Annotated in this window: 14 protein-coding genes; 11 read left to right on the top strand and 3 right to left on the bottom strand. The window is 74.9% G+C overall.

Annotation, left to right across the window (positions count from 1 at the left end; translation table 11 throughout):
• Positions 1–682: 682 nt before the first annotated feature.
• The 10 genes from ACFC1T_RS12420 (at position 683) to ACFC1T_RS12465 (ending at position 13,533) form a co-directional block, all read left to right on the top strand.
• The gene (locus ACFC1T_RS12420) at positions 683–2,365 is read left to right on the top strand and encodes a CTP synthase (protein WP_375887081.1); all 1,683 of its coding nucleotides are present in this window, start codon (positions 683–685) and stop codon (positions 2,363–2,365) included.
• Between the two features lie 106 nt (positions 2,366–2,471).
• Positions 2,472–3,119, top strand: coding sequence for an NUDIX domain-containing protein (locus tag ACFC1T_RS12425; protein WP_375887084.1), 648 nt, complete (start codon positions 2,472–2,474; stop codon positions 3,117–3,119).
• Positions 3,120–3,321: 202 nt separating this feature from the next.
• Positions 3,322–5,400, top strand: a complete 2,079-nt coding sequence (locus ACFC1T_RS12430) for a tetratricopeptide repeat protein (RefSeq protein ID WP_375887085.1) — start codon at positions 3,322–3,324, stop codon at positions 5,398–5,400.
• Positions 5,401–5,661: 261 nt separating this feature from the next.
• Complete coding sequence (ald, locus tag ACFC1T_RS12435; RefSeq protein WP_375887087.1) at positions 5,662–6,777, top strand: alanine dehydrogenase; 1,116 nt, start codon at positions 5,662–5,664, stop codon at positions 6,775–6,777.
• A gap of 436 nt (positions 6,778–7,213) precedes the next feature.
• The gene (locus ACFC1T_RS12440; protein ID WP_208869108.1) at positions 7,214–8,281 is read left to right on the top strand and encodes a ParA family protein; all 1,068 of its coding nucleotides are present in this window, start codon (positions 7,214–7,216) and stop codon (positions 8,279–8,281) included.
• A 41-nt stretch (positions 8,282–8,322) separates the two neighbouring features.
• A complete protein-coding gene (locus ACFC1T_RS12445; protein WP_375887349.1) occupies positions 8,323–8,850 on the top strand; it encodes a hypothetical protein in 528 nt (175 codons plus the stop codon).
• Between the two features lie 154 nt (positions 8,851–9,004).
• Positions 9,005–9,898: a segregation and condensation protein A gene (locus ACFC1T_RS12450; RefSeq protein WP_375887089.1), complete on the top strand. Its 894-nt coding sequence runs from the start codon at positions 9,005–9,007 to the stop codon at positions 9,896–9,898.
• A 299-nt stretch (positions 9,899–10,197) separates the two neighbouring features.
• Positions 10,198–10,845, top strand: coding sequence for an SMC-Scp complex subunit ScpB (scpB, locus tag ACFC1T_RS12455; protein ID WP_375887352.1), 648 nt, complete (start codon positions 10,198–10,200; stop codon positions 10,843–10,845).
• Positions 10,846–10,907: 62 nt separating this feature from the next.
• Positions 10,908–12,299 (top strand): pseudouridine synthase, encoded by a 1,392-nt coding sequence (locus tag ACFC1T_RS12460; protein WP_375887091.1) that lies wholly within the window; start codon positions 10,908–10,910, stop codon positions 12,297–12,299.
• Between the two features lie 226 nt (positions 12,300–12,525).
• Positions 12,526–13,533 carry a helix-turn-helix domain-containing protein gene (locus ACFC1T_RS12465; protein WP_375887094.1) on the top strand — a complete coding sequence of 336 codons (1,008 nt, stop codon included), beginning with the start codon at positions 12,526–12,528 and terminating at the stop codon, positions 13,531–13,533.
• A 46-nt stretch (positions 13,534–13,579) separates the two neighbouring features.
• Here the strand turns inward: ACFC1T_RS12465 and ACFC1T_RS12470 are convergent, their stop codons facing one another.
• The 3 genes from ACFC1T_RS12470 to ACFC1T_RS12480 are packed head-to-tail and all read right to left on the bottom strand — an operon-like array spanning position 13,580 to position 17,906.
• On the bottom strand, positions 13,580–13,942 hold the full coding sequence (locus ACFC1T_RS12470) for a DUF952 domain-containing protein (protein WP_375887095.1): 363 nt from the start codon (positions 13,940–13,942) through the stop codon (positions 13,580–13,582).
• A gap of 54 nt (positions 13,943–13,996) precedes the next feature.
• Positions 13,997–15,613, bottom strand: coding sequence for a DUF4139 domain-containing protein (locus ACFC1T_RS12475; RefSeq protein ID WP_375887096.1), 1,617 nt, complete (start codon positions 15,611–15,613; stop codon positions 13,997–13,999).
• Positions 15,614–15,617: 4 nt separating this feature from the next.
• Positions 15,618–17,906 carry a DUF4139 domain-containing protein gene (locus ACFC1T_RS12480; protein WP_375887097.1) on the bottom strand — a complete coding sequence of 763 codons (2,289 nt, stop codon included), beginning with the start codon at positions 17,904–17,906 and terminating at the stop codon, positions 15,618–15,620.
• A 441-nt stretch (positions 17,907–18,347) separates the two neighbouring features.
• On the opposite strand from ACFC1T_RS12480, the gene ACFC1T_RS12485 reads away from it, so the two are divergent.
• The gene (locus ACFC1T_RS12485; protein WP_375887100.1) at positions 18,348–19,433 is read left to right on the top strand and encodes a prephenate dehydrogenase; all 1,086 of its coding nucleotides are present in this window, start codon (positions 18,348–18,350) and stop codon (positions 19,431–19,433) included.
• Positions 19,434–19,552 lie beyond the last annotated feature (119 nt).

Here is a 19,552-nt window from a genome sequence, read left to right on the forward strand (position 1 = left end):
GCGGGTCTGCGGGGCCGGGGGTTCACCCCGGGACGTCCGGCCCGCCGGGGGGTGGTGGCGGGCCTTGCTGGAGTGTCCGCGCGGGGCTCGGTCGAGCCCCTGGGGGTGGGTGGGGAGGAGCTGGATAACGGGGAGGTCCGGTCGCGCATCGGGGACCGGGAGTGTCCTGACGCTCCCACGCCCTCCGCGTGCTCGTGCTGTCGCGATGCGTCCGTGCAGCTTACGACGGACGAAAGGGGCGAAGCACGCGGGCGCAGCCTCGTGTGGCGCCGCAATTCGGCGGAAATGCCGTGCATCGCGGGGGCGCGGCGCAGGATGGTCCGGAAGGATCAGCTCCGGGTGGCCGTAACGGAGGGGCTGGCATGGCCCGGTCGGAGTACCCCGGCTGGCCCGGTCCGGTGGGTGGTGCGACCGGTGTGACGCGTGCGGCGGATGGTGCGCCGGTGGTGCGCCCGGCGCACGCTCCCGGAGTGCCGGGCGCGGGCCGAGCGCGGGCCGAAAGGCGTCCCGGTCAGGTCACTGTTACCCTGGTATCCCGTGGACCGGCGGGATCAAAACGCCCCGGACCAGCCGAACCGACGACCCTTCGAGCGCCGCGCAGCCTGCCGGCCTCCCGTCGCCCGGCGAGCCCCGAGCCTCCCGCCCACGTCACTTTCGACACGCGACCCACGGGAGCCCCCTCTTGGCACAGCCCCATTCCGGCAAGGCAGCGAACGGCCGCGCCGTGACGACCAAGCACCTCTTCGTCACCGGGGGTGTTGCCTCTTCGCTCGGAAAGGGGCTGACCGCCTCCAGCCTCGGCGCGCTGCTCAAGGCCCGCGGCCTGCGCGTGACGATGCAGAAGCTCGACCCGTACCTCAACGTGGACCCGGGCACCATGAACCCGTTCCAGCACGGTGAGGTCTTCGTCACCGACGACGGCGCCGAGACCGACCTGGACATCGGCCACTACGAGCGGTTCCTCGACACCAACCTGCACGGCTCGGCGAACGTCACCACCGGCCAGGTGTACTCGACGGTCATCGCCAAGGAGCGCCGCGGCGAGTACCTGGGCGACACCGTCCAGGTCATCCCGCACATCACCAACGAGATCAAGTCCCGGATCCGCCGGATGGCGACCGAGGACGTCGACGTCGTGATCACCGAGGTCGGCGGCACCGTCGGCGACATCGAGTCGCTGCCGTTCCTGGAGGCCGTCCGCCAGGTCCGCCACGAGGTCGGCCGGGACAACGTGTTCTTCGTGCACGTCTCCCTGCTGCCGTACATCGGCCCCTCGGGCGAGCTCAAGACCAAGCCCACCCAGCACTCCGTCGCCGCGCTGCGCAACATCGGCATCCAGCCGGACGCGATCGTGCTGCGCGCCGACCGCGAGGTCCCGCAGGCGATCAAGCGCAAGATCTCGCTGATGTGCGACGTGGACGAGGAGGCCGTGGTCGCGGCCATCGACGCCAAGTCGATCTACGACATCCCGAAGGTGCTGCACGGCGAGGGCCTGGACGCCTACGTGGTGCGCCGCCTGGACCTGCCGTTCCGCGACGTGGACTGGACCACCTGGGACGACCTGCTGCGCCGCGTCCACGAGCCGCAGCACATCGTCAAGGTCGCCCTGGTCGGCAAGTACATCGACCTGCCGGACGCCTACCTGTCGGTGACCGAGGCGCTGCGCGCCGGCGGCTTCGCCAACAACGCCCGGGTCGAGATCAAGTGGGTCACCTCGGACGACTGCGAGACCCCCGAGGGCGCCCGCGAGCAGCTCGGTGACGTCGACGCGATCTGCATCCCCGGCGGCTTCGGCGACCGCGGCGTCAACGGCAAGGTCGGCGCCATCACCTTCGCCCGCGAGAACAAGGTCCCGCTGCTGGGCCTGTGCCTGGGCCTGCAGTGCGTGGTCATCGAGGCCGCCCGCAACCTGGCCGGCCTGCCCGAGGCCAACTCCACCGAGTTCGACGCCGCCGCCAAGCACCCGGTCGTCTCCACCATGGCCGAGCAGCTGGCGATCGTCGACGGCAAGGGCGACCTGGGCGGCACCATGCGCCTGGGCCTCTACCCGGCCAAGCTCGCCGAGGGCTCGATCGTCCGCGAGGTCTACGGTGGCGAGCCGTACGTCGAGGAGCGCCACCGCCACCGCTACGAGGTCAACAACGCCTACCGCGCGGACCTGGAGAAGACCGGCCTGCAGTTCTCCGGCCTCTCGCCCAAGGGCGACCTGGTCGAGTACGTCGAGTACCCGCGCGAGGTGCACCCGTACCTGGTGGCCACCCAGGCCCACCCGGAGCTGAAGTCCCGCCCGACCCGCCCGCACCCGCTGTTCGCGGGCCTGGTCAAGGCCGCCATCGAGATCAAGACGGCCCCGGCCGCGGAGTAGTCCTCCTGCTCCCGGCCCCGGTCGCGCACCGGACGGCGGCCCCGCGATTCCCGCGGGGCCGCCGTTCGGCGTTAGATTGTGTCGTACTGACGAAAAGGGGAGAGCGATGGACGAGCAGAGCGACCTGGTGATCGCCGACACGGCCGAGGAGTGGGAGGTCCGGGCGAGCTCGACGCCGTTCCAGGGCCGGGTCACCGGCGTGCGCAGCGAGGAGGTCCGGATGCCCGACGGCAGCTGGTCCCGGCGCGACTACCAGACCCACCCCGGCTCGGTCTCCGTGCTCGCCCTGGACGACGAGCAGCGGGTGCTGGTGCTGCGCCAGTACCGCCACCCCGTCCGCCAGCGGCTCTGGGAGCTGCCGGCCGGCCTGCTCGACGTACCCGGCGAGAACCCGTGGCACGCCGCCCGGCGCGAGCTGTACGAGGAGGCCCACTGCCGGGCCGACACCTGGCGGGTCCTCGCCGACTACTACACCTCCCCGGGCGGCACCGACGAGGCGCTGCGGATGTTCCTGGCCACCGACCTCGCCGAGGCCGAGGGCCGGCGGTACGAGGCCGAGGGCGAGGAGCAGGAGATCGAGGTCGCCCGAGTGCCGGTGCCCGAGCTGATCCGGCTGATCCAGGCCGGGCAGCTGCACAACCCGACCCTGGTCACCGGCGTCCTCGCCGTGCACGCCGCGCTGACCTCCCCGAACGGCCTGGACGGGCTGCGCCGCCCGGACGCGCCGTGGCCGGCCCGCCCCTTCGAGGTCTGACCGCCCGTCGGGGCGTGGGCGAACCAGCGGGGTTGATGCCTTGGGGTGATTCACCGGTTCGTACGACCGGATGTCACCTCCGATCAGTCGGACGGTCGAACTACGCTTCGCAGACAGGGCGCCCGTCCCGGGCCGCCTCCGCCGAGCGCAGCGGGCCTTCCGGCCGGACGCCGGGCGCGGGATGACGTCGGGAGTGGCACGGGTGGCGAGGAAGACGGCGACGATGGACCCCGGCCCCGACGCGCCCGCCGGCGCCGTCCCGGGGCTCGACCGGCTGCCCGCCGGGCCCGCCCTGTTCGCCGGGCGGCGCACCGAACTGGCCGCGCTGCGGGCGGCCGCGACCCGCCGGGTGAGCGGCCGCTGCCCCGTCCTGGTGCTGGCCGGGCGCCCCGGCTCGGGCCGCACGGCGCTCGCCGCCCGCTTCGCCCGGACCGCCGCCGCCGACTACCCGGACGGCGTGCTGTTCGCCCGGCTGTCCGCCCCGGACGGCGGGCGGGTGCCGCCGGGCCGGGCCGCCCGGCTGCTGCTGGAGCAGCTCGACCCGCAGGCCGCCGTACCACTGCCCGGCGCCGTCGAGGACGGACGGGACGAACCGGGCGGCGTCGCCCTGCGGGAGGCCCTGGCGGGACGCCGGGTGCTGCTGGTGCTGGACGACGTCCGGGACGCCGGGCAGCTGTGGCCGCTGCTCGCCGACGAGCCCGGCTGCCTGGTGCTCGCCACCACGGCCGGGCCGCTCACCGGCATCGAGGACATCGATCCGGTGATCCTCGGCGGGCTGGACCGGCAGGCCTCCGGGGAACTGCTGGCCGACCTGGTGGGCGGCACCCGGGTCTCCTGCGACCCGGTCGGCGCGGCCGACCTCGCCGAGGCCTGCGCCGCCGGGCCGGCCGCGCTGCGGCTGATCTCGCGGTGGCTGCGCGGCAACCCGAAGATCGCGGTCACCGACGCGGCGCGCGAGCTCACCCGGGCGGTGGGGGAGGAGTCCGAGGCCTCGGGCGCCAAGGGCGCCGGGCGCGGCCGGGCGGGGAAGGCCGGGAAGGGCGCGAGGACCGCGAAGGCCGGCCGGACGCCGAGGACCGACGCGGCACCGGAGAAGAAGGAGGAGGGCGCCCAGGCGCAGGACGGGGCCGCGGAGCCCGCCGCCGCGCCCGAGCCGGCCGGCGACCCGTCGACCTGGGTCAAGCCCGAGCCCGCGCCCGCCGAGCCGGTGCCCGTCCCCGACAACGACCCGCTGCTGGGCGCCTTCACCCTGCTCTACCGGGGACTGCCGGCCGCCCAGGCACGGATGCTGCGCACCCTCACGCTCGCCCCGGCGCAGACCGCCGACCCGCGCACCGCCTCCGCCCTGGTCGGCTGCCCGGCGCCGGAGGCGGCCGCGACGCTGGCCGCGCTGGCCGAGCGGGAACTGCTCGGCGAGGAGGCCCCGGCCGCCGACGGCACCCCGCGCTACCGGGTGCCCGGGCGGCTCTACCAGCGGCTGGTCCGGCTGCGGGAGCAGGAGGACCGGCCCGCCGAGACCGAGCTCGCCCGGGCCCGGCTGCTGGAGCGGCTGGTCCGGCTGACCGAGTCGGCCCGCGCCCTGCTGGACCCGGCCGACGGCCCGGCCCCCGACCCGCTGCCCCCCGCGCTGCGGCTGGACTCGGCCGGGCACGCCCGGGACTGGCTGACGGCGGAGCGGGAGCTGCTGCTCGGCGCGGTGGCCGACGCGATCGGCCAGGGCGACCTGGACGGCTCGGCCGGCCGGCTGGTCACCGCGCTGCTGCGGGCCCTGCCGCTGACCGGCACGGCCGCCCCCGCCGACCTCTACCGGCTGCACGAGCTGGTGCTCACCGTCGCCGAGCGCAACGGGCGCCCCCGCCGGGCCTCGGCGGCGCTGCTCAACCTGGGCGACCTCCAGGCCTCGGCGGGCCGCTGGGAGCAGGCCGCCGGGCACTACCGGGCCGCCCTGGAGCACGCCCGGGAGGTCGGCGACGAACCGCTCTGCGCCCGGGCCCTGGAGGGCGCGGCGGGCTGCCACCGGGCGCTCGGCGACGCGGTGCGCGCCGCCGACTGGTACGGGCGGGCGCTCGGGCTGCGGCGGTCGCTGGGCGACCACGCGGCCGAGGCCCGGCTGCTGGCCCGGGTCGCCGAGGCGCACACCGCCCAGCGCCGCTTCGAGGAGGCCGACCGGGAGTACCGGGCCGCGCTGGCCGTGCTGCGCCGGATCGGCGACGAGCGCGGCCGGGAGGCGGTCGGCAGCGCCCTCGCCGACCTGCGGGAACGCGTCGACGGCGGGTGGTGAGGGCGGTTTCGGAGGTATCGTCGAAAGTGCCCTGTTACGACACCTATGACAGGTAAGTTCCAGTGGAAGCCTACGAACCTGCCAATGCCTTCGGCGAAATTGTTAGATTTGGAAGGCTGACAGGCCGCCTGGGCTTCATTACACTCGAACCCAGTCGCGCAGCGTTCCCCTGCCCCGGCATGCCCGGAGGCTTCCCCACGTGCGCGTCGCCCACCGGTCTTCTCCGGTCGGGACCCCCATGGCAAGAGGACGTGTTCAGTCGTGAAGGTCGGCATCCCCCGCGAGGTCAAGAACCACGAGTACCGCGTGGCCATCACGCCCGCCGGCGTGCATGAGCTGGTCCGCAACGGCCACGAGGTCTACATCGAGGACAACGCCGGTCTCGGCTCCTCGATCCCCAACGAGGAGTACGTGGCCGCCGGCGCCACCATCCTCGCCACCGCCGACGAGGTGTGGGCCACGGCCGACCTGCTGCTGAAGGTCAAGGAGCCCATCGCCTCCGAGTACCACCGGCTGCGCAAGGGCCAGACCGTCTTCACGTACCTGCACCTCGCGGCCGACCGGGCCGGCACCGACGCGCTGGTCGCCTCCGGCACCACCGCGATCGCGTACGAGACCGTCCAGCTGGGCAACGGCGCGCTGCCGCTGCTCGCCCCGATGTCCGAGGTCGCGGGCCGGCTGGCCCCGCAGGTCGGCTCGTACCACCTGATGCGCCCGGCCGGCGGCCGCGGCGTGCTGCCCGGCGGCGTGCCCGGCACCCACCCGGCCAAGGCCGTCGTCATCGGCGGTGGCGTCTCCGGCTGGCACGCGGCCACCATCGCCATCGGCATGGGCTACGACGTGACCCTGCTGGACCGCGACATCAACAAGCTGCGTGAGGCCGACCGGATCTTCGGCACCAAGATCAAGGCCATCATGTCCAACTCCTTCGAGCTGGAGAAGGCCGTCCTGGACGCCGACCTGGTCATCGGCGCCGTGCTGATCCCGGGCGCCAAGGCCCCGAAGCTGGTCACCAACGAGCTGGTCTCCCGGATGAAGCCGGGCTCCGTGCTCGTCGACATCGCCATCGACCAGGGCGGCTGCTTCGAGGACTCGCACCCGACCACGCACGACGACCCGACCTTCCAGGTCCACAACTCGGTCTTCTACTGCGTGGCCAACATGCCGGGCGCCGTCCCGAACACCTCCACCTACGCGCTGACCAACGCCACCCTGCCGTACGTGCTGGAGCTGGCCAACCGGGGCTGGAAGGAGGCGCTGCGTCGTGACGCCGCGCTCGCCAAGGGCCTGAACGTCCACGAGGGCCAGATCACCTTCCCGGCCGTGGCCGAGGCCTTCGGCCTGGAGTCGGTCACGCTGGAGAGCGTGCTCGCCTGAACTCCCTGACCGCACGGCGGTCGTTCGCCCCCGACCCGATGCCCTCGGGTCGGGGGCTTCGCCGTGCCCGTGAACAGCGGGTGGACCGGGCGGGTCGCTCTGTCGTCAATTTCCGTCGGTGGTGTCACCCGACCCTCGGCGTCCCGCAGAAACGTTAGGGTCATGGGCCTGCTCATCCCTTGACAGCAGCCCGCCCGATAGTCGACACATCGTGCCCACTACCGTGGATTGTGTTGCTGCGAACGCCTTGAACGGCCTAGAGTCGCAAACCGTCGGCATGCTGCCACGCTGACGAATCGACATAGAGTCCTGGATCCCCAAGGAGGTAAGACGACTTGTGAATGAGTCGACAATTGCTCCCGGGGGTGGTCAGCCAGGACTGGCGGAGCTCACCGCCGGCCAGCCGAGTGAGGAGCCCGGGGCCCGGCAGGCATCCGTGGGCTCGGCCGAGGTCGGCTCGGTCGCACTCCGTACCTTCGAAGCACGCCAGAACACAGCGCAGGTGACCACGGTGACCGATCACGACGCCGACTTGGCGGCCTACGGCCTGGCCTACGGCGAGTTCGCCTACGGCGCCTACGACGACCCGGACGCCGAGTACGAGCCGGACCCGGAGTACGCCGCCACGCTGGCCCCCGACGCCGCGCGCCAGCGCCGCGAGCGGGTCGGCCCGACCGGCCGCCCGCTGCCGTACTTCCCGATCCCCGCGCCGGTCGCCGAGCACGGACCCGCCCAGATCATCGCCATGTGCAACCAGAAGGGCGGCGTCGGCAAGACCACGTCGACCATCAACCTGGGCGCGGCGCTGGCCGAGTACGGCCGCCGGGTGCTGCTCGTCGACTTCGACCCGCAGGGCGCGCTCTCGGTCGGCCTCGGCGTCAACCCGATGGAGCTCGACGTCACCGTCTACAACCTGCTCATGGAGCGGGGCCTGACGGCCGATGAGGTGCTGCTCAAGACCGCCGTCCCGGGCATGGACCTGCTGCCCTCCAACATCGACCTCTCCGCCGCCGAGGTGCAGCTGGTCAGCGAGGTGGCCCGGGAGTCCGCGCTGGCGCGCGCCCTCAAGCCGCTGCTGCCGGACTACGACTTCGTCATCATCGACTGCCAGCCCTCGCTGGGCCTGCTGACGGTCAATGCGCTGACGGCCGCTCACAGCGTGATCGTCCCGCTGGAGTGCGAGTTCTTCGCACTGCGCGGGGTCGCGCTGCTGACCGAGACCATCGAGAAGGTGTGCGAGCGGCTCAACCCCGAGCTGCGCCTGGACGGCATCCTCGCGACCATGTACGACTCGCGCACCGTACACAGCCGCGAGGTGCTGGCACGGGTCGTCGAGGCGTTCGGCGAGCACGTCTTCCACACCGTCATCGGGCGGACCGTGCGCTTCCCGGAGACCACCGTCGCCGGCGAGCCGATCACGACCTACGCCACCAACTCGGTCGGGGCCGCCGCCTACCGCCAGCTCGCCAGGGAGGTGCTCGACCGGTGCCGCCCCGCCGAGTGAGTCTCCCGGGTGCCGACGAGCTGTTCCGGACCACCGGCGGGATGGCGCTGTCGCCGTCCCTCGCCCCGCGTCCGGCCGCCGAGGCATCCAGACCGGAGACCGCGCGGACCGTCAACGGCACGGAGGGCGCCGAGGGCACCGAGGCCGCCCAGGGGGCCCAGGACGACCGGCAGGCGCCCCAGGAGCAGCACCAGGGCGCCGCGGTGCCGCCGCCCGGCCAGCCGCCCGTCCAGCGGGCCGCCGGGGGCCAGGGCGCCGCCCCCGCGCCGGCGGGCCGCTCCCACGCCGGCGCCGCCGAGGAGCAGGCCGGCGCCGCCGGACGCGCCCGGCCGCGCGGCCGCGCGCCGCGCCGCCCGAGCGGGCGCGAGCGGCACGACGAGAAGATCACCGTGTACGTGTCCGCCGAGGAGCTCATGGACCTGGAGCACACCCGGCTGGTGCTGCGCGGCGAGCACGGCCTGGCCGTGGACCGCGGGCGGATCGTCCGGGAGGCCATCGCGGTCGTCCTGGCGGACCTGGAGCAGCGCGGCGAGGCCTCGATCCTGGTCCGGCGGCTGCGCGGCCGCTAGGGCCTGTTGCCCAGGTCTGTTTCCCGGGCCCGTCCGTCGGGCCTGCCCCGGCCGCCGGTGGCGGCGTGCCGCGGGTCCGTGGCGGGCCGGTCGGCGGCGTGTCGCCGGGCCCCGTGGCCGGACGGCCGGTGCGGGCGGGTGAAGATGGACCGCCATGCCGAGCACCGTCGAACCAGCCGCCAGCGCCGTGAACGCCACCGCCGTGAAGGCCACCGAGGAGGAGCCCCGGGGCGGCTTCCGGGTACGGCTGGACAACTTCGAGGGCCCCTTCGACCTGCTGCTCGGCCTGATCGCCAAGCACAAGCTGGACGTCACCGAGGTGGCCCTGGCCACCGTGACGGACGAGTTCCTGGCGCACATCCGGGCGATGGGCCCGGACTGGGACCTGGACGCGGCAACCGAGTTCCTGGTGGTGGCCGCCACCCTGCTCGACCTCAAGGCCGCCCGGCTGCTGCCGGTGGCCGAGGTCGAGGACGAGGCGGACCTCGCCCTGCTGGAGGCGCGTGACCTGCTGTTCGCACGGCTGCTGCAGTACCGGGCGTACAAGCGGGCGGCCGCGCTGTTCGGCGAGCGCTGGGCGGCCGAGCTGCTGCGCCGCCCCCGGGCCGTCGGGCTGGAGCCCCGGCACGCGGAGCTGCTGCCCGAGGTGGTCATCACCGTCGGCGCGGAGCGGCTCGCCCAGCTGGCGGCCAAGGCGATGGAGCCCAAGCCCGAGCCGGTGGTGTACGTGGACCACATCCACGCCCCGCCGGTCAGCGTGCGCGAGCAGGCCGCGCTGGTGGTCGGGCTGCTCACCGAGCTCGGCGAGGCCTCCTTCCAGCAGCTGGTCGCGGACGCGCCGGACACCCTGGTGGTGGTCGCCCGGTTCCTGGCGCTGTTGGAGCTGTACCGGGAGCGGGCGCTGGACTTCGAGCAACCGGAGGCGCTCGGGGAGCTGCGGGTGCGCTGGGTGGCCGAGGAGGGCCGGGGCCCGGTCGAGGTGACGGACGAGTTCGACCGGCCCGCCGACGGTGCGGAGCGGGCCGAGGAGGAGGACGGGCGGCGATGAGTGGTGGCGAGGGCGTCGGGAAGGGCGTCGGGAGGCCGGTGCGGCGCCCGCTCGGGCTGCCGGGGCAGCCGCGGGCGGAGGAGTGGCTGGAGCCGGCCTTCGAGCTGCTGCCGGAGCCGGTGGCGGCTCCGGTGGCGCAGGCCGCTCAGGAAGCCCCGGTGGCGCCGCCGGGTGCCGCCGCGGAGTCGGGGGACGGCGGGCCCCGGGTGGTGCACCAGAAGTCGGGCCCGTCGACTTCCGGTGCGACGGAGTCGACTGGAACGGAGTCGACCGGCGCGGAGGCGGTCGGAACGGATCCGCTGGGGCCCGGAGCGGTCGGGCCGGGGCTGCGGGCCGAGCTGGAGGCGATCCTGATGGTCGTCGACGAGCCGGTCGGCGAGGAGCGGCTGGCCGGGGTGCTGGAAAGGTCGCGGGCCGAGGTGGGCGCTGCGCTGCGCGGCCTGGCCGCCGAGTACACCGCCCAGGGGCGCGGCTTCGACCTGCGGCTGGTGGCCGGCGGCTGGCGGTTCTACAGCCGGGAGACCTGCGCCGAGGCGGTCGACCGCTTCCTGCTGGACGGCCAGCAGGCCCGGCTCAGCCAGGCCGCGCTGGAGACCCTGGCGGTGGTCGCCTACCGGCAGCCGGTGTCCAGATCACGGGTTTCCGCCGTCCGCGGTGTGAACTGTGACGGCGTGATGCGTACCCTGGTACAGCGAGGACTGGCGGAAGAGGCCGGATCCGAGCCCGAAACAGGTGCGATCCTGTATCGGACGACGAACTACTTCCTGGAACGGATGGGGCTCCGCGGCTTGGACGAGCTGCCGGAGCTCGCTCCCTTCCTGCCCGAGGTCGACGACGTGGAAGCGGAGTCCCTGGAGGGCACGATGATCGCGGAGGCGGTCTCCGCCGCTGCCGCGCAGGCCGCGGACGGCAGTGGCGAGGCCGATCGGGCAACGCCTGATCGGTAGGGGGAGGTGAGGTCGGCCGAGACGACCGCACATCCCAGACGGAACGACGTACGGACACTTTGATGCGTAGCAGTGGCAACGGCAGGAACGGCAGCGGCGGCGGTAGCGGTCGCGGCGGACAGGGCGGGGGTCGGGGCGGCTCCTACGGCGGCGGCAGCGGCGGCGGTCGCGGCGGTTCGGGCTCGGGCTCGGGCTCGGGTTCGCGCGGCGGTTCGTACGGCGGTGGCTCGTACGGCGGCGGCTCGGGTTCCGGTTCGGGTTCGCGCGGCGGTTCGTACGGTGGCGGCTCGGGTTCCGGTTCGGGCTCGCGCGGTGGTTCCTACGGCGGCGGTTCGGGCTCGGGTTCGCGCGGCGGCGGCTCGTACGGTGGCGGCTCGGGTTCGGGTTCGGGCTCGCGCGGCGGTTCCTACGGGCGCGACGGCGGCCGTCGGGACGACCGTCGGGACGACCGGCGTGACGACCGCCGCTTCCCGGACCGCCCGCTGCGGCCCGAGGAGCGCAAGTACGACCGCCCCGAGTTCGGTGGCGGCCCGAACGCCACCCCGGCCCGCGGCGGCTTCACCGGCCGGCGTCCCGGCCCGGCTCCGCGCCCGCGCCGGGAGGGCCAGGGCGCCCCGGGCGACCCGCGCCGCCAGCCGCAGCGCTCGCGCGAGCTCCAGGCCAGGATCGAGGACGCCGTGCTGGCCCGGCACGACAAGCCGGCCGTCAAGCTGCCCAAGACCTTCGGCGAGCCCGAGGGCGAGCGCCTGCAGAAGGTGCTGGCCCGGGCCGGCGTCGGCAGCCGGCGCGCCTGCGAGGAGCTGATCGAGCAGGGTCGGGTCTCGGTCAACGGCAAGCAGGTCACCGAGCAGGGCAAGCGGGTCGACCCGGAGAAGGACGAGATCAAGGTCGACGGCCTGACCGTCGCCACCCAGTCCTACCTGTTCTTCGCGCTCAACAAGCCGGCCGGTGTGGTCTCCACCATGGAGGACCCGGACGGCCGCCAGTGCCTGGGCGACTACGTGACCAACCGGGAGACCCGGCTGTTCCACGTCGGCCGGCTGGACACCGAGACCGAGGGCATCATCCTGCTCACCAACCACGGCGAGCTGGCCCACCGCCTCACCCACCCGAAGTACGGCGTGACCAAGACCTACCTGGCCGCCATCCAGGGCCCGATCCCGCGTGACCTGGGCAAGCAGCTGGCCAAGGGCGTGGAGCTGGAGGACGGCTACGCGCGCGCCGACAGCTTCAAGGTGATCTCCAACGTCGGCAAGAACTACCTGGTCGAGGTGACTCTGCACGAGGGTCGCAAGCACATCGTCCGCCGGATGCTGTCCGAGGTCGGCTTCCCGGTCGAGAAGCTGGTGCGCACCCACTTCGGTCCGATCGCCCTGGGCGACCAGAAGTCGGGCTGGCTGCGCCGCCTGACCAACCCCGAGGTCGGCCAGCTGATGCGCGAGGTCGGCCTGTAGGACCCCGGCCGTACGGCCGTCGTTCGTCGGAGGGTCCCCCGCCCGTGGTGGCGGGGGACCCTCCGACGTGTGTGTGAGCCGGGACGCAACCGCTGGTCACGGCCTTGTCAGCGCCATGATCCGTGGCCGAGGATGGCCACCGGACCACCGCCCCGCCGCGTGGCGGGACCGCGCCAGTACGGGCGGCCGGAGGGGTGTTCCGGAGCGAGCAGGGGGAGACGGCGTCGTGTCCGATGCAGCACTGGGGCGGTCCGCCGGACACGCGCTCGGCCCGTTGGGCCTGGCCGAGCCGGACGGGCAGGTGTACGCGGCACTGGTCGCCAACCCGCAGTCCACGGCGGAGGAGCTGGCCGAGAGCTGCGGCCTGACGCTCCAGCAGGGCGTGCGCGCGCTGGACCGGTTGGCGCAGCAGGGGATGGCCACCCGGGCCCCGGTGGACCGGGAGCGCTACCTGCCGGTCGCCCCGGACGTGGCGATAGGGACCCTGATCGGCCACCGGGAGTCCGAGCTGCGCAGCGCCCGGGCCGAGATGCACCGGCTGATGGACGCCTTCCGGGAGGCCTCGCGGTACACCGACCCGGCGCACTCGGTGGAGGTGCTGACCGGCGGCGAGGCGATCGCCCAGCGGCTGGAGCACATCACCGGGAGCAGCCAGTACCAGGTCCGCGGCTTCGACCGCCCGCCGTACATCCAGGACCCGGTTTCGGCGATGCCGTTGCAGCGGCGGCGGCTGCGGGAGGGCCTGCGGTTCCGGACGATCTACGACCGGGAGGCGGTGGCCTGGCCCGGCCGCCTGGAGCGGAACATCCTGGTCGGCGTCGCGGACGGCGAGGAGGCGCGGGTGCGGCCGACGCTGCCGATGAAGATGATCATCTCGGACGACCGGATGGCGATCATCCCGATCAGCGTCGGCGACAGCGTGCTGGACGCGGCCTACGTGATCCACCCCTCGGCGCTGCTCCAGGCACTGGACACGCTGTTCGAGGCCGAGTGGGAGCGGGCCGTGCAGTTGCAGGCCGCGATCGGCACCGGGGACGCCTCGCCGGAGCCGGACGCCGACCACCGCAAGCTGCTGGGGCTGCTGGCCGCCGGGCTGACCGACGAGTCGATCGCCCGTTCGCTGGGCTGGAGCGCCCGGACCACCCAGCGGCGGTTGCAGGCCCTGATGCGCTCGCTGGGCGCCACCACCCGCTTCCAGGCCGGGATGGCGGCCCGGGAGCGGGGGTGGCTGTGAGGCGGGTCGGCTGTGATCCGGGGTGGCTGTGGGGCGGGTCGGCCGCTCAGCTCCAGGGGCTGAGCGAGGCCCAGTGGCCGTCCGGGCCGCGGTCGACCTTCTCCAGCCCGACCACGGCGGACCGGTTCAGCCGCCCGTAGATGTGCGGGAACAGTACGCCGGGGGTGGCGCCGGGCGGCGGGGCGCCGTGGGCGGCCTCCCACTTGACCATCGGCTCCACCAGTGCCTCCTCGATCAGCAGCACCATCAGCGGGTCCGGGGTGTCGGCGAAGAAGGAGTTGGCCACCGCGAGCGCCGTCCGCTCGTCCGCCGAGCAGTGGATGAACCCGTCGGTGAGCAGCGACGCGGTGGCGTACGGGCGGCCGGGGTCGGACAGCCAGTCGTCCAGGGGGGCGAGATGGAGGATCATGTTCCTTTTGTACCCGCTTTCCGGTCCTGAGCGGTCGTCACGGGGCCTCCGGCGTCACAGCCCGGCCACCTTGGCGGCGGCGGACACCTCGTACACCAGGGTGAGGCTGCGGCGGGCGCCCGGGCCGAGCGGGACGTCCCAGCGGACGATGCCCTCGGCGTCGAAGGCGTCCGGAGCCGGGGAGCACTCCTCCTTGCGCAGCCGCACCTCGACCTCGGCGACCTCGGAGACCGGCACCCGCTCGCGGACCGTGACCAGCTGCTCGTCGTGCTCCTCCGGGCCGGAGAAGCGGGACAGGTGCAGCCGGACGGTCCGGGTGGTGGTCCGGCGGCCGCTCAGGGCGGTGGTGCCGCTGCGCTCCTCGGTCTCGCGGACCACCCGGTAGCCGTCCGTACTGCCGAAGGACAGTTCGGCGTCGGCGCCGGCGGCGGTGAAGCGCAGCTCGCCGCGGCCGGTGAAGCCGCTGCCGCGGACCAGCTCGACCGGGCCGGCCAGCAGCGGGTGCCCGGCCGCGTTGCGGAACCGGACCACCCGGGTGACCAGCGGGGACAGCTCCGGGGCGCAGGCGAACTCGCTGCTCGCCGGGCCGGTGAAGGCGCCCAGCGGGACCCGGTGGGCGCGGCCGTCGGAGGGGACGGTGGCCGGGGCGGGGGCGGGCAGCACCCGGACCTCGCCGCCGTCGTCCAGGCCGGGGACGGCGGCGTCCGGGCCCAGGGTGCTGACCTCCTCCTCGCGCAGCTCGACCTCGACCGTGCGGCGCTCCTCGTCGGTGCGCTCGCGCAGGACCAGCAGGTCCTCGGCGAGCACCGGCGGGTCGGTGGCCAGGGCGGAGCGGGCGGTGGAGAAGGTCAGCCGGGCGCCGGTCCAGTCCTCGCCGGTGCGCTGCCAGACCACCGCCTCCGACTCCAGGCGCAGGCCGTCGGAGTCCAGCGTGGCGCGGTAGGAGGGGCGCCACAGCGCGCAGGGCACCAGGTGGTGGACGGTCAGCTCGGCCGGGCCGGGGCGCTCGGCCTCGACCGTGAGCTCCAGGTGGGCGTGCAGCTCGGCGGGCTCCTCCTCGGCCTCGTCCAGGGCCAGCAGGGCCTGGGAGCGCTCCTCGTCCAGGCGGCGCAGCCGGGAACGGGTCGCGCGCAGCTCCTCGCCGTGGCGCTCGCGCTCGGCGTCCACCCGGTCCAGCTCGCGGGCCCAGCGGGTGCGCTCGATCTCGCCGACGCCGGCGCCCTCGCCGACCTCGCGCAGCAGGTCCGCGGTCAGCTGGGCGAGCAGGGCGAGCCGGGCCTCCAGCCGGGCGCGGGTCCGGTCCGCGAGGCGGTACTCGGCCTCCAGCCCGTGCAGGCGGTGGCGCAGCGCGGAGTCCGCCGGGCCGGGCGGCAGCGGCGCGCGCGGGGACCAGGAGCGCACCAGCCGGGCCTCCAGCACCCGGGCGCCGGGGGTGGCGGACTCGGCGCGCAGGGTGCGGTCCACCGCGAGGGCGGTGAGCGGGCCCAGCCGCAGCCGCTGGACGCCCGCGGTGAGTCGGACGGTCACCGAGCGCTCGACCTGGGCCCGGTCCTCCAGGCAGGTGACGGCGGTGACGGGGAGGGCGGCGGTGACGGGGAGAGAGGGGGGAACGGGGGCGGTGGGAACGGGGAGGGCAGCTGGGAGGGGGAGGGGAACGGTCTCTTCGGTCATCTGGTCAGTTCCTCCGGTTTCCGCCGACGATGGCCTTTCCGGCCGGGATCTTGATCTGGTAGCCGCCGTCCAGCTCGGTGCGGCCACCCGGCGCCAGCTCGACCCGCCAGAGCCGGGTGCCGACCGGGCACTCCGGGGTGGGGACGGCCGGGGCCTGCCAGTCCGCGCGCTCCTCGATCCGGATCTCGGTGTCCGAGGCGACCGGCACGCGCTCGCGGACCTCGACCGTGACGGGGCGGCCGAGGCGGTTCGCCAGGTGGACGTGCACCCGGTGGTCGAGCACGGTGCTGTTGCCCTTCAGCATGCCGGTGGCGGACTCGCGCAGCTCGGTGCGGCGCGCCACCTCGACGCTCTCGGTGACGCCGATGCCCAGGCTCCGGGTGCCGCCCGGGGCGAGGGTCGGCAGGGCGGCGGTGAGCAGGAACTCGTCGTCCACGGTGACCTCGACCGGGCCGGCCAGCACGGCGCGGTCGGTGCGGTTGGCGAGCACCAGGGTCGCGTACACCTTCTCCTCGACGGCCGGGACGGTGACGTACTCGGGGCTGACGGAGAGCGGGATCTCGTCCACCGTGACGGTGTGCCAGGTGCCGTCGGAGGGGACGTCGGCGGGGGCGGCGGCATCGAAGCGGTGGTCGAAGGAGCCGGCCGAGACGCGGGGCGGGACGGCGTGGCGGGGGAGGGCGAGGCCGGTCAGGCGGATGCCCGGGTGGATCTGCTGCCAGGTTTCGTGTTCGAGCCGGGCCGGGTCGGGGCGCAGGGTGCCGCGGCGGTCGGCGGGGGCGTCGGGGCCGGCCAGCTGGAGGTCGGGGTAGTCGAGCAGGTCGGCCGCCGGGACGAAGCCGGTGTCGGGCGGTGGGGTCGCGCCGCGGCGGCGCGCGGAGCGGAGGGCCTCGGCCGGCGGGGCGCCGCCGAAGGCCTGCGGCATCGGGGCCCCGGCGGGGGCCGGGGCGCCGGGGGCTGGGGCGCCGGGGGCGGGTGGGCCGCCGTAGCCGGCGAAGCCGGGTGCCACGGGGGCGGGGGGTACGGGGGGCATGGGCACGGGGGCGGGGGCGGAGAACGCTGGGGCGGAGGGCGGCTCCGGGACGCTGAGCATTCCGCCGCCGGACGGGCCGGCGGGCGCCGCTTCGTCCGCGAGGAACTCGGCGCGGGGCCCGGCCTGGCGGGCGCCGCCGAGTCGGGCCGAGAAGCGGCGGCCGGGCCCGGGTGCGCCGGGCGGGACCGGGAGCGGGACGTTGCGGCGGCGAGGGCGGCGGGCGGGGCGGTCGGCCGTGGCCGCGTCGTAGCCGGTGAAGAGGTCGGACAGGCCGGCCGGGGGCTCGCGCCAGCCGGAGGGCGGCGGGGCGGGCTGGCTGCGCCCGATCCGGAGGGAGGCGAGTCGGGGGAGGTCGGTGCGGCGGTCGAGGTCGGCGGTGGACAGGGCGAGCCGGACGCCCGTCCAGTCCTCGCCGGTGTGCTGGGCGACGGCGGCGCGCAGGACCAGCTGGGCGGTGTCGGTGCCGGTGCGGTGGCTGAGCCGGTAGGCGGGCACCCAGCGGGCGGTGGGGACGCCGTACTCCAGCTCCAGCTCCAGTTCGATCCGGTCGGGGGCGGTGGTTTCGGCGGTGGTTTCGGCGGTGGTTTCGGGGGTGGTTTCGGGGGCGTTGGCGTCGGGGGTGCCGGTGGTGAGGGTGAGCAGGACGGTTCTGGTGGTGCCGACCGGCTCGGTGCGGTCGGCGGTGGACGCGCGGTCCAGCCGGTCGGTGGCCAACTGGCGCTCGTGGTCCGCGAGTTCGATCTCCCGGGTGAGCTGCTCGGAGCGCTCCTGGAGCCGGGCCAGCCGTTCGTCGACGAAGTCGGCGAGCTCCAGCCAGGCGTCCGCCGGGGTGCGGCGCAGCGGCTCGTCGGGGCGGCGCTGGGGCGGGACGGCGCGCAACGCGGCGGTCTCGGCGATCGCGGCCAGGACCAGCCGGTGGCGCTCGTTCAGGGCGCCCTGGCGTTCCATGGCCTCGTCCAACTCGCGCTGCAGCTGCGGGAGTTCATCGGGCTCGTGGAGCTCGGCGAGCGTTTCGAGGCGGGCCTCGACCACCGTGGTGCCGGCCGGTCCGGCCAGCACCCGGGCGCGCAGCGAATCGGCGCGCAGCGAGTCGGGCAGGCCGGTCAGCCGCAGCCGTCCGTCCGGGGGGAGGGGGACGGTGGCCCGGCGCCGGCACACCGCGCCCTCGGCGTACACCACGACGGAGTCCAGGGCCGACGGGTGGGCCGGTACGGCCGGCCGTTTCGACGGCCCGGTGTGGCTGCTGTGTCGATCGTCCATGCGCATCCCCTTCGTTCGCGTCCGGGAGTCCCGTGGCCTGGTGGTCCCGTGGGCCGGTGGTCCCGTGGACCGGTGTGCCGCGGCTCGCCCCGCCTGTCCCCCGGGCGGCCAGTCTGCCCCGCCGGGGGCCGGGCGTCGCCGGATTTCCCGGGGCACGGCGTGTGCACTGGGTGGGACGGGGCGCGGGGCGCGGTGGTTGCCGGGTGGGTGGCGGTTGCCGGGGCGTGGCGGTCAGCGGGGGCGTTGGTTGCCGGGGCGTGACGGTTGGCGGGGTCGGGGGTCGGCGGGGGGCGTCGGGTGGGAGGATGGGGCGCGGGCGCGCCCGGTCGGCTCCGGTACTTCGTCGCGCCCTCCGGCACCCGCTGAGCACCGCCCGTTCGTCGAGCACCGCCCGTGTGAACCGTCCCGTCGAGAAACCGTGATCGAGGAGAGCCACCCGCCATGCGCACTGCCGTCGTCGTCGGCACCGGACTGATCGGCACCTCCGCAGCCCTGGCCCTGGCCGCACGCGGGCTGACCGTCCATCTGGAGGACGCGGACCCGGACGCCGCCCGCACCGCCGAGTCGCTCGGCGCCGGCATCACCGAACCGGCCGAGGGCCCGGTCGACCTGGCGATCATCGCCGTCCCGCCGGCCCTGGTCGGCAAGGTCCTCGCGGACTGCCAGCGCCGCAACCTGGCGCACTGGTACACCGACGTGGCCAGCGTGAAGTCCGGCCCGGGCAGCGAGATCGCCACGCTGGGCCTGGACACCGTCCACTACATCGGCAGCCACCCGATGGCCGGCCGCGAGCGCTCCGGCCCGCTGGCCGCCCGCGCCGACCTGTTCGAGGGCCGCCCCTGGGTGCTCACCCCGACCGCCGACACCGACACCGACACGCTCAACGCCGCGCTGGAGCTGGTCGCGCTGTGCGGCGCGGTGCCGATCGTGATGGACGCCGAGGCCCACGACCGGGCCGTGGCCCTGGTCTCGCACGCCCCGCAGCTGGTCTCCTCGCTGGTCGCGGCCCGGCTGGAGCACGCCGACGAGACGGCCATAAGGCTCTCCGGCCAGGGCGTGCGCGACGTGACCCGGATCGCCGCCTCGAACCCCGGGATGTGGGTCGACATCCTGTCCGCCAACGCGGGCGCGGTCGCCGACGTGCTCGCCGAGGTCGCCAACGATCTCGGCGAGACCGTCACCGCGCTGCGCGCCTTGGAGGCCGCGGAGGAGGGCACGCGCCGCTCCGGTGCCGAGGGCATCGAGGCGGTCATGCGGCGCGGCAACACCGGCCAGGCCCGGATCCCCGGCAAGCACGGCGCCCCGCCCACCCGGTACGAGACCGTCGCGGTCGTCCTCGGCGACCAGCCGGGCGAGCTGGGCCGGCTGTTCGGGGAGGTCGGCGAGGCCGGGGTCAACATCGAGGACGTCCTGATCGAGCACTCGGACGGGCAGCAGGTCGGCTTCGTCCAGCTGTCGGTGGCGCCGACGGCGGTCAAGCGGCTCACGGCGGCGCTGCGCGCGAGCGGGTGGAGCGTCCGGGACTGACGCTCCCGGGCGGTGTCCGGGCGGGGCGGGGTTCGGGCGGGGCAGCGTTCGGGTCGGGGCCGTGTCCGGGGCCGGGTGGTTCGGGTCGGGGTGGTACGGGGGAGCGGGCGGGGAGGGGG

The sequence above is a fragment of the Kitasatospora sp. NPDC056076 genome (assembly GCF_042266305.1).
Classification (GTDB): domain Bacteria; phylum Actinomycetota; class Actinomycetes; order Streptomycetales; family Streptomycetaceae; genus Kitasatospora.

Bases quoted from the DNA above. Each gene is read 5' to 3' on its own strand.
- ACFC1T_RS12425 (WP_375887084.1), top strand. From the start codon at position 2,472: ATGGACGAGCAGAGCGACCTGGTGATCGCCGACACGGCCGAGGAGTGG.
- ACFC1T_RS12445 (WP_375887349.1), top strand. From the start codon at position 8,323: ATGGCGCTGTCGCCGTCCCTCGCCCCGCGTCCGGCCGCCGAGGCATCC.
- ACFC1T_RS12450 (WP_375887089.1), top strand. From the start codon at position 9,005: ATGCCGAGCACCGTCGAACCAGCCGCCAGCGCCGTGAACGCCACCGCC.
- ACFC1T_RS12460 (WP_375887091.1), top strand. From the start codon at position 10,908: ATGCGTAGCAGTGGCAACGGCAGGAACGGCAGCGGCGGCGGTAGCGGT.
- ACFC1T_RS12470 (WP_375887095.1), bottom strand. From the start codon at position 13,942: ATGATCCTCCATCTCGCCCCCCTGGACGACTGGCTGTCCGACCCCGGC.
- ACFC1T_RS12475 (WP_375887096.1), bottom strand. From the start codon at position 15,613: ATGACCGAAGAGACCGTTCCCCTCCCCCTCCCAGCTGCCCTCCCCGTT.
- ACFC1T_RS12480 (WP_375887097.1), bottom strand. From the start codon at position 17,906: ATGGACGATCGACACAGCAGCCACACCGGGCCGTCGAAACGGCCGGCC.
- ACFC1T_RS12485 (WP_375887100.1), top strand. From the start codon at position 18,348: ATGCGCACTGCCGTCGTCGTCGGCACCGGACTGATCGGCACCTCCGCA.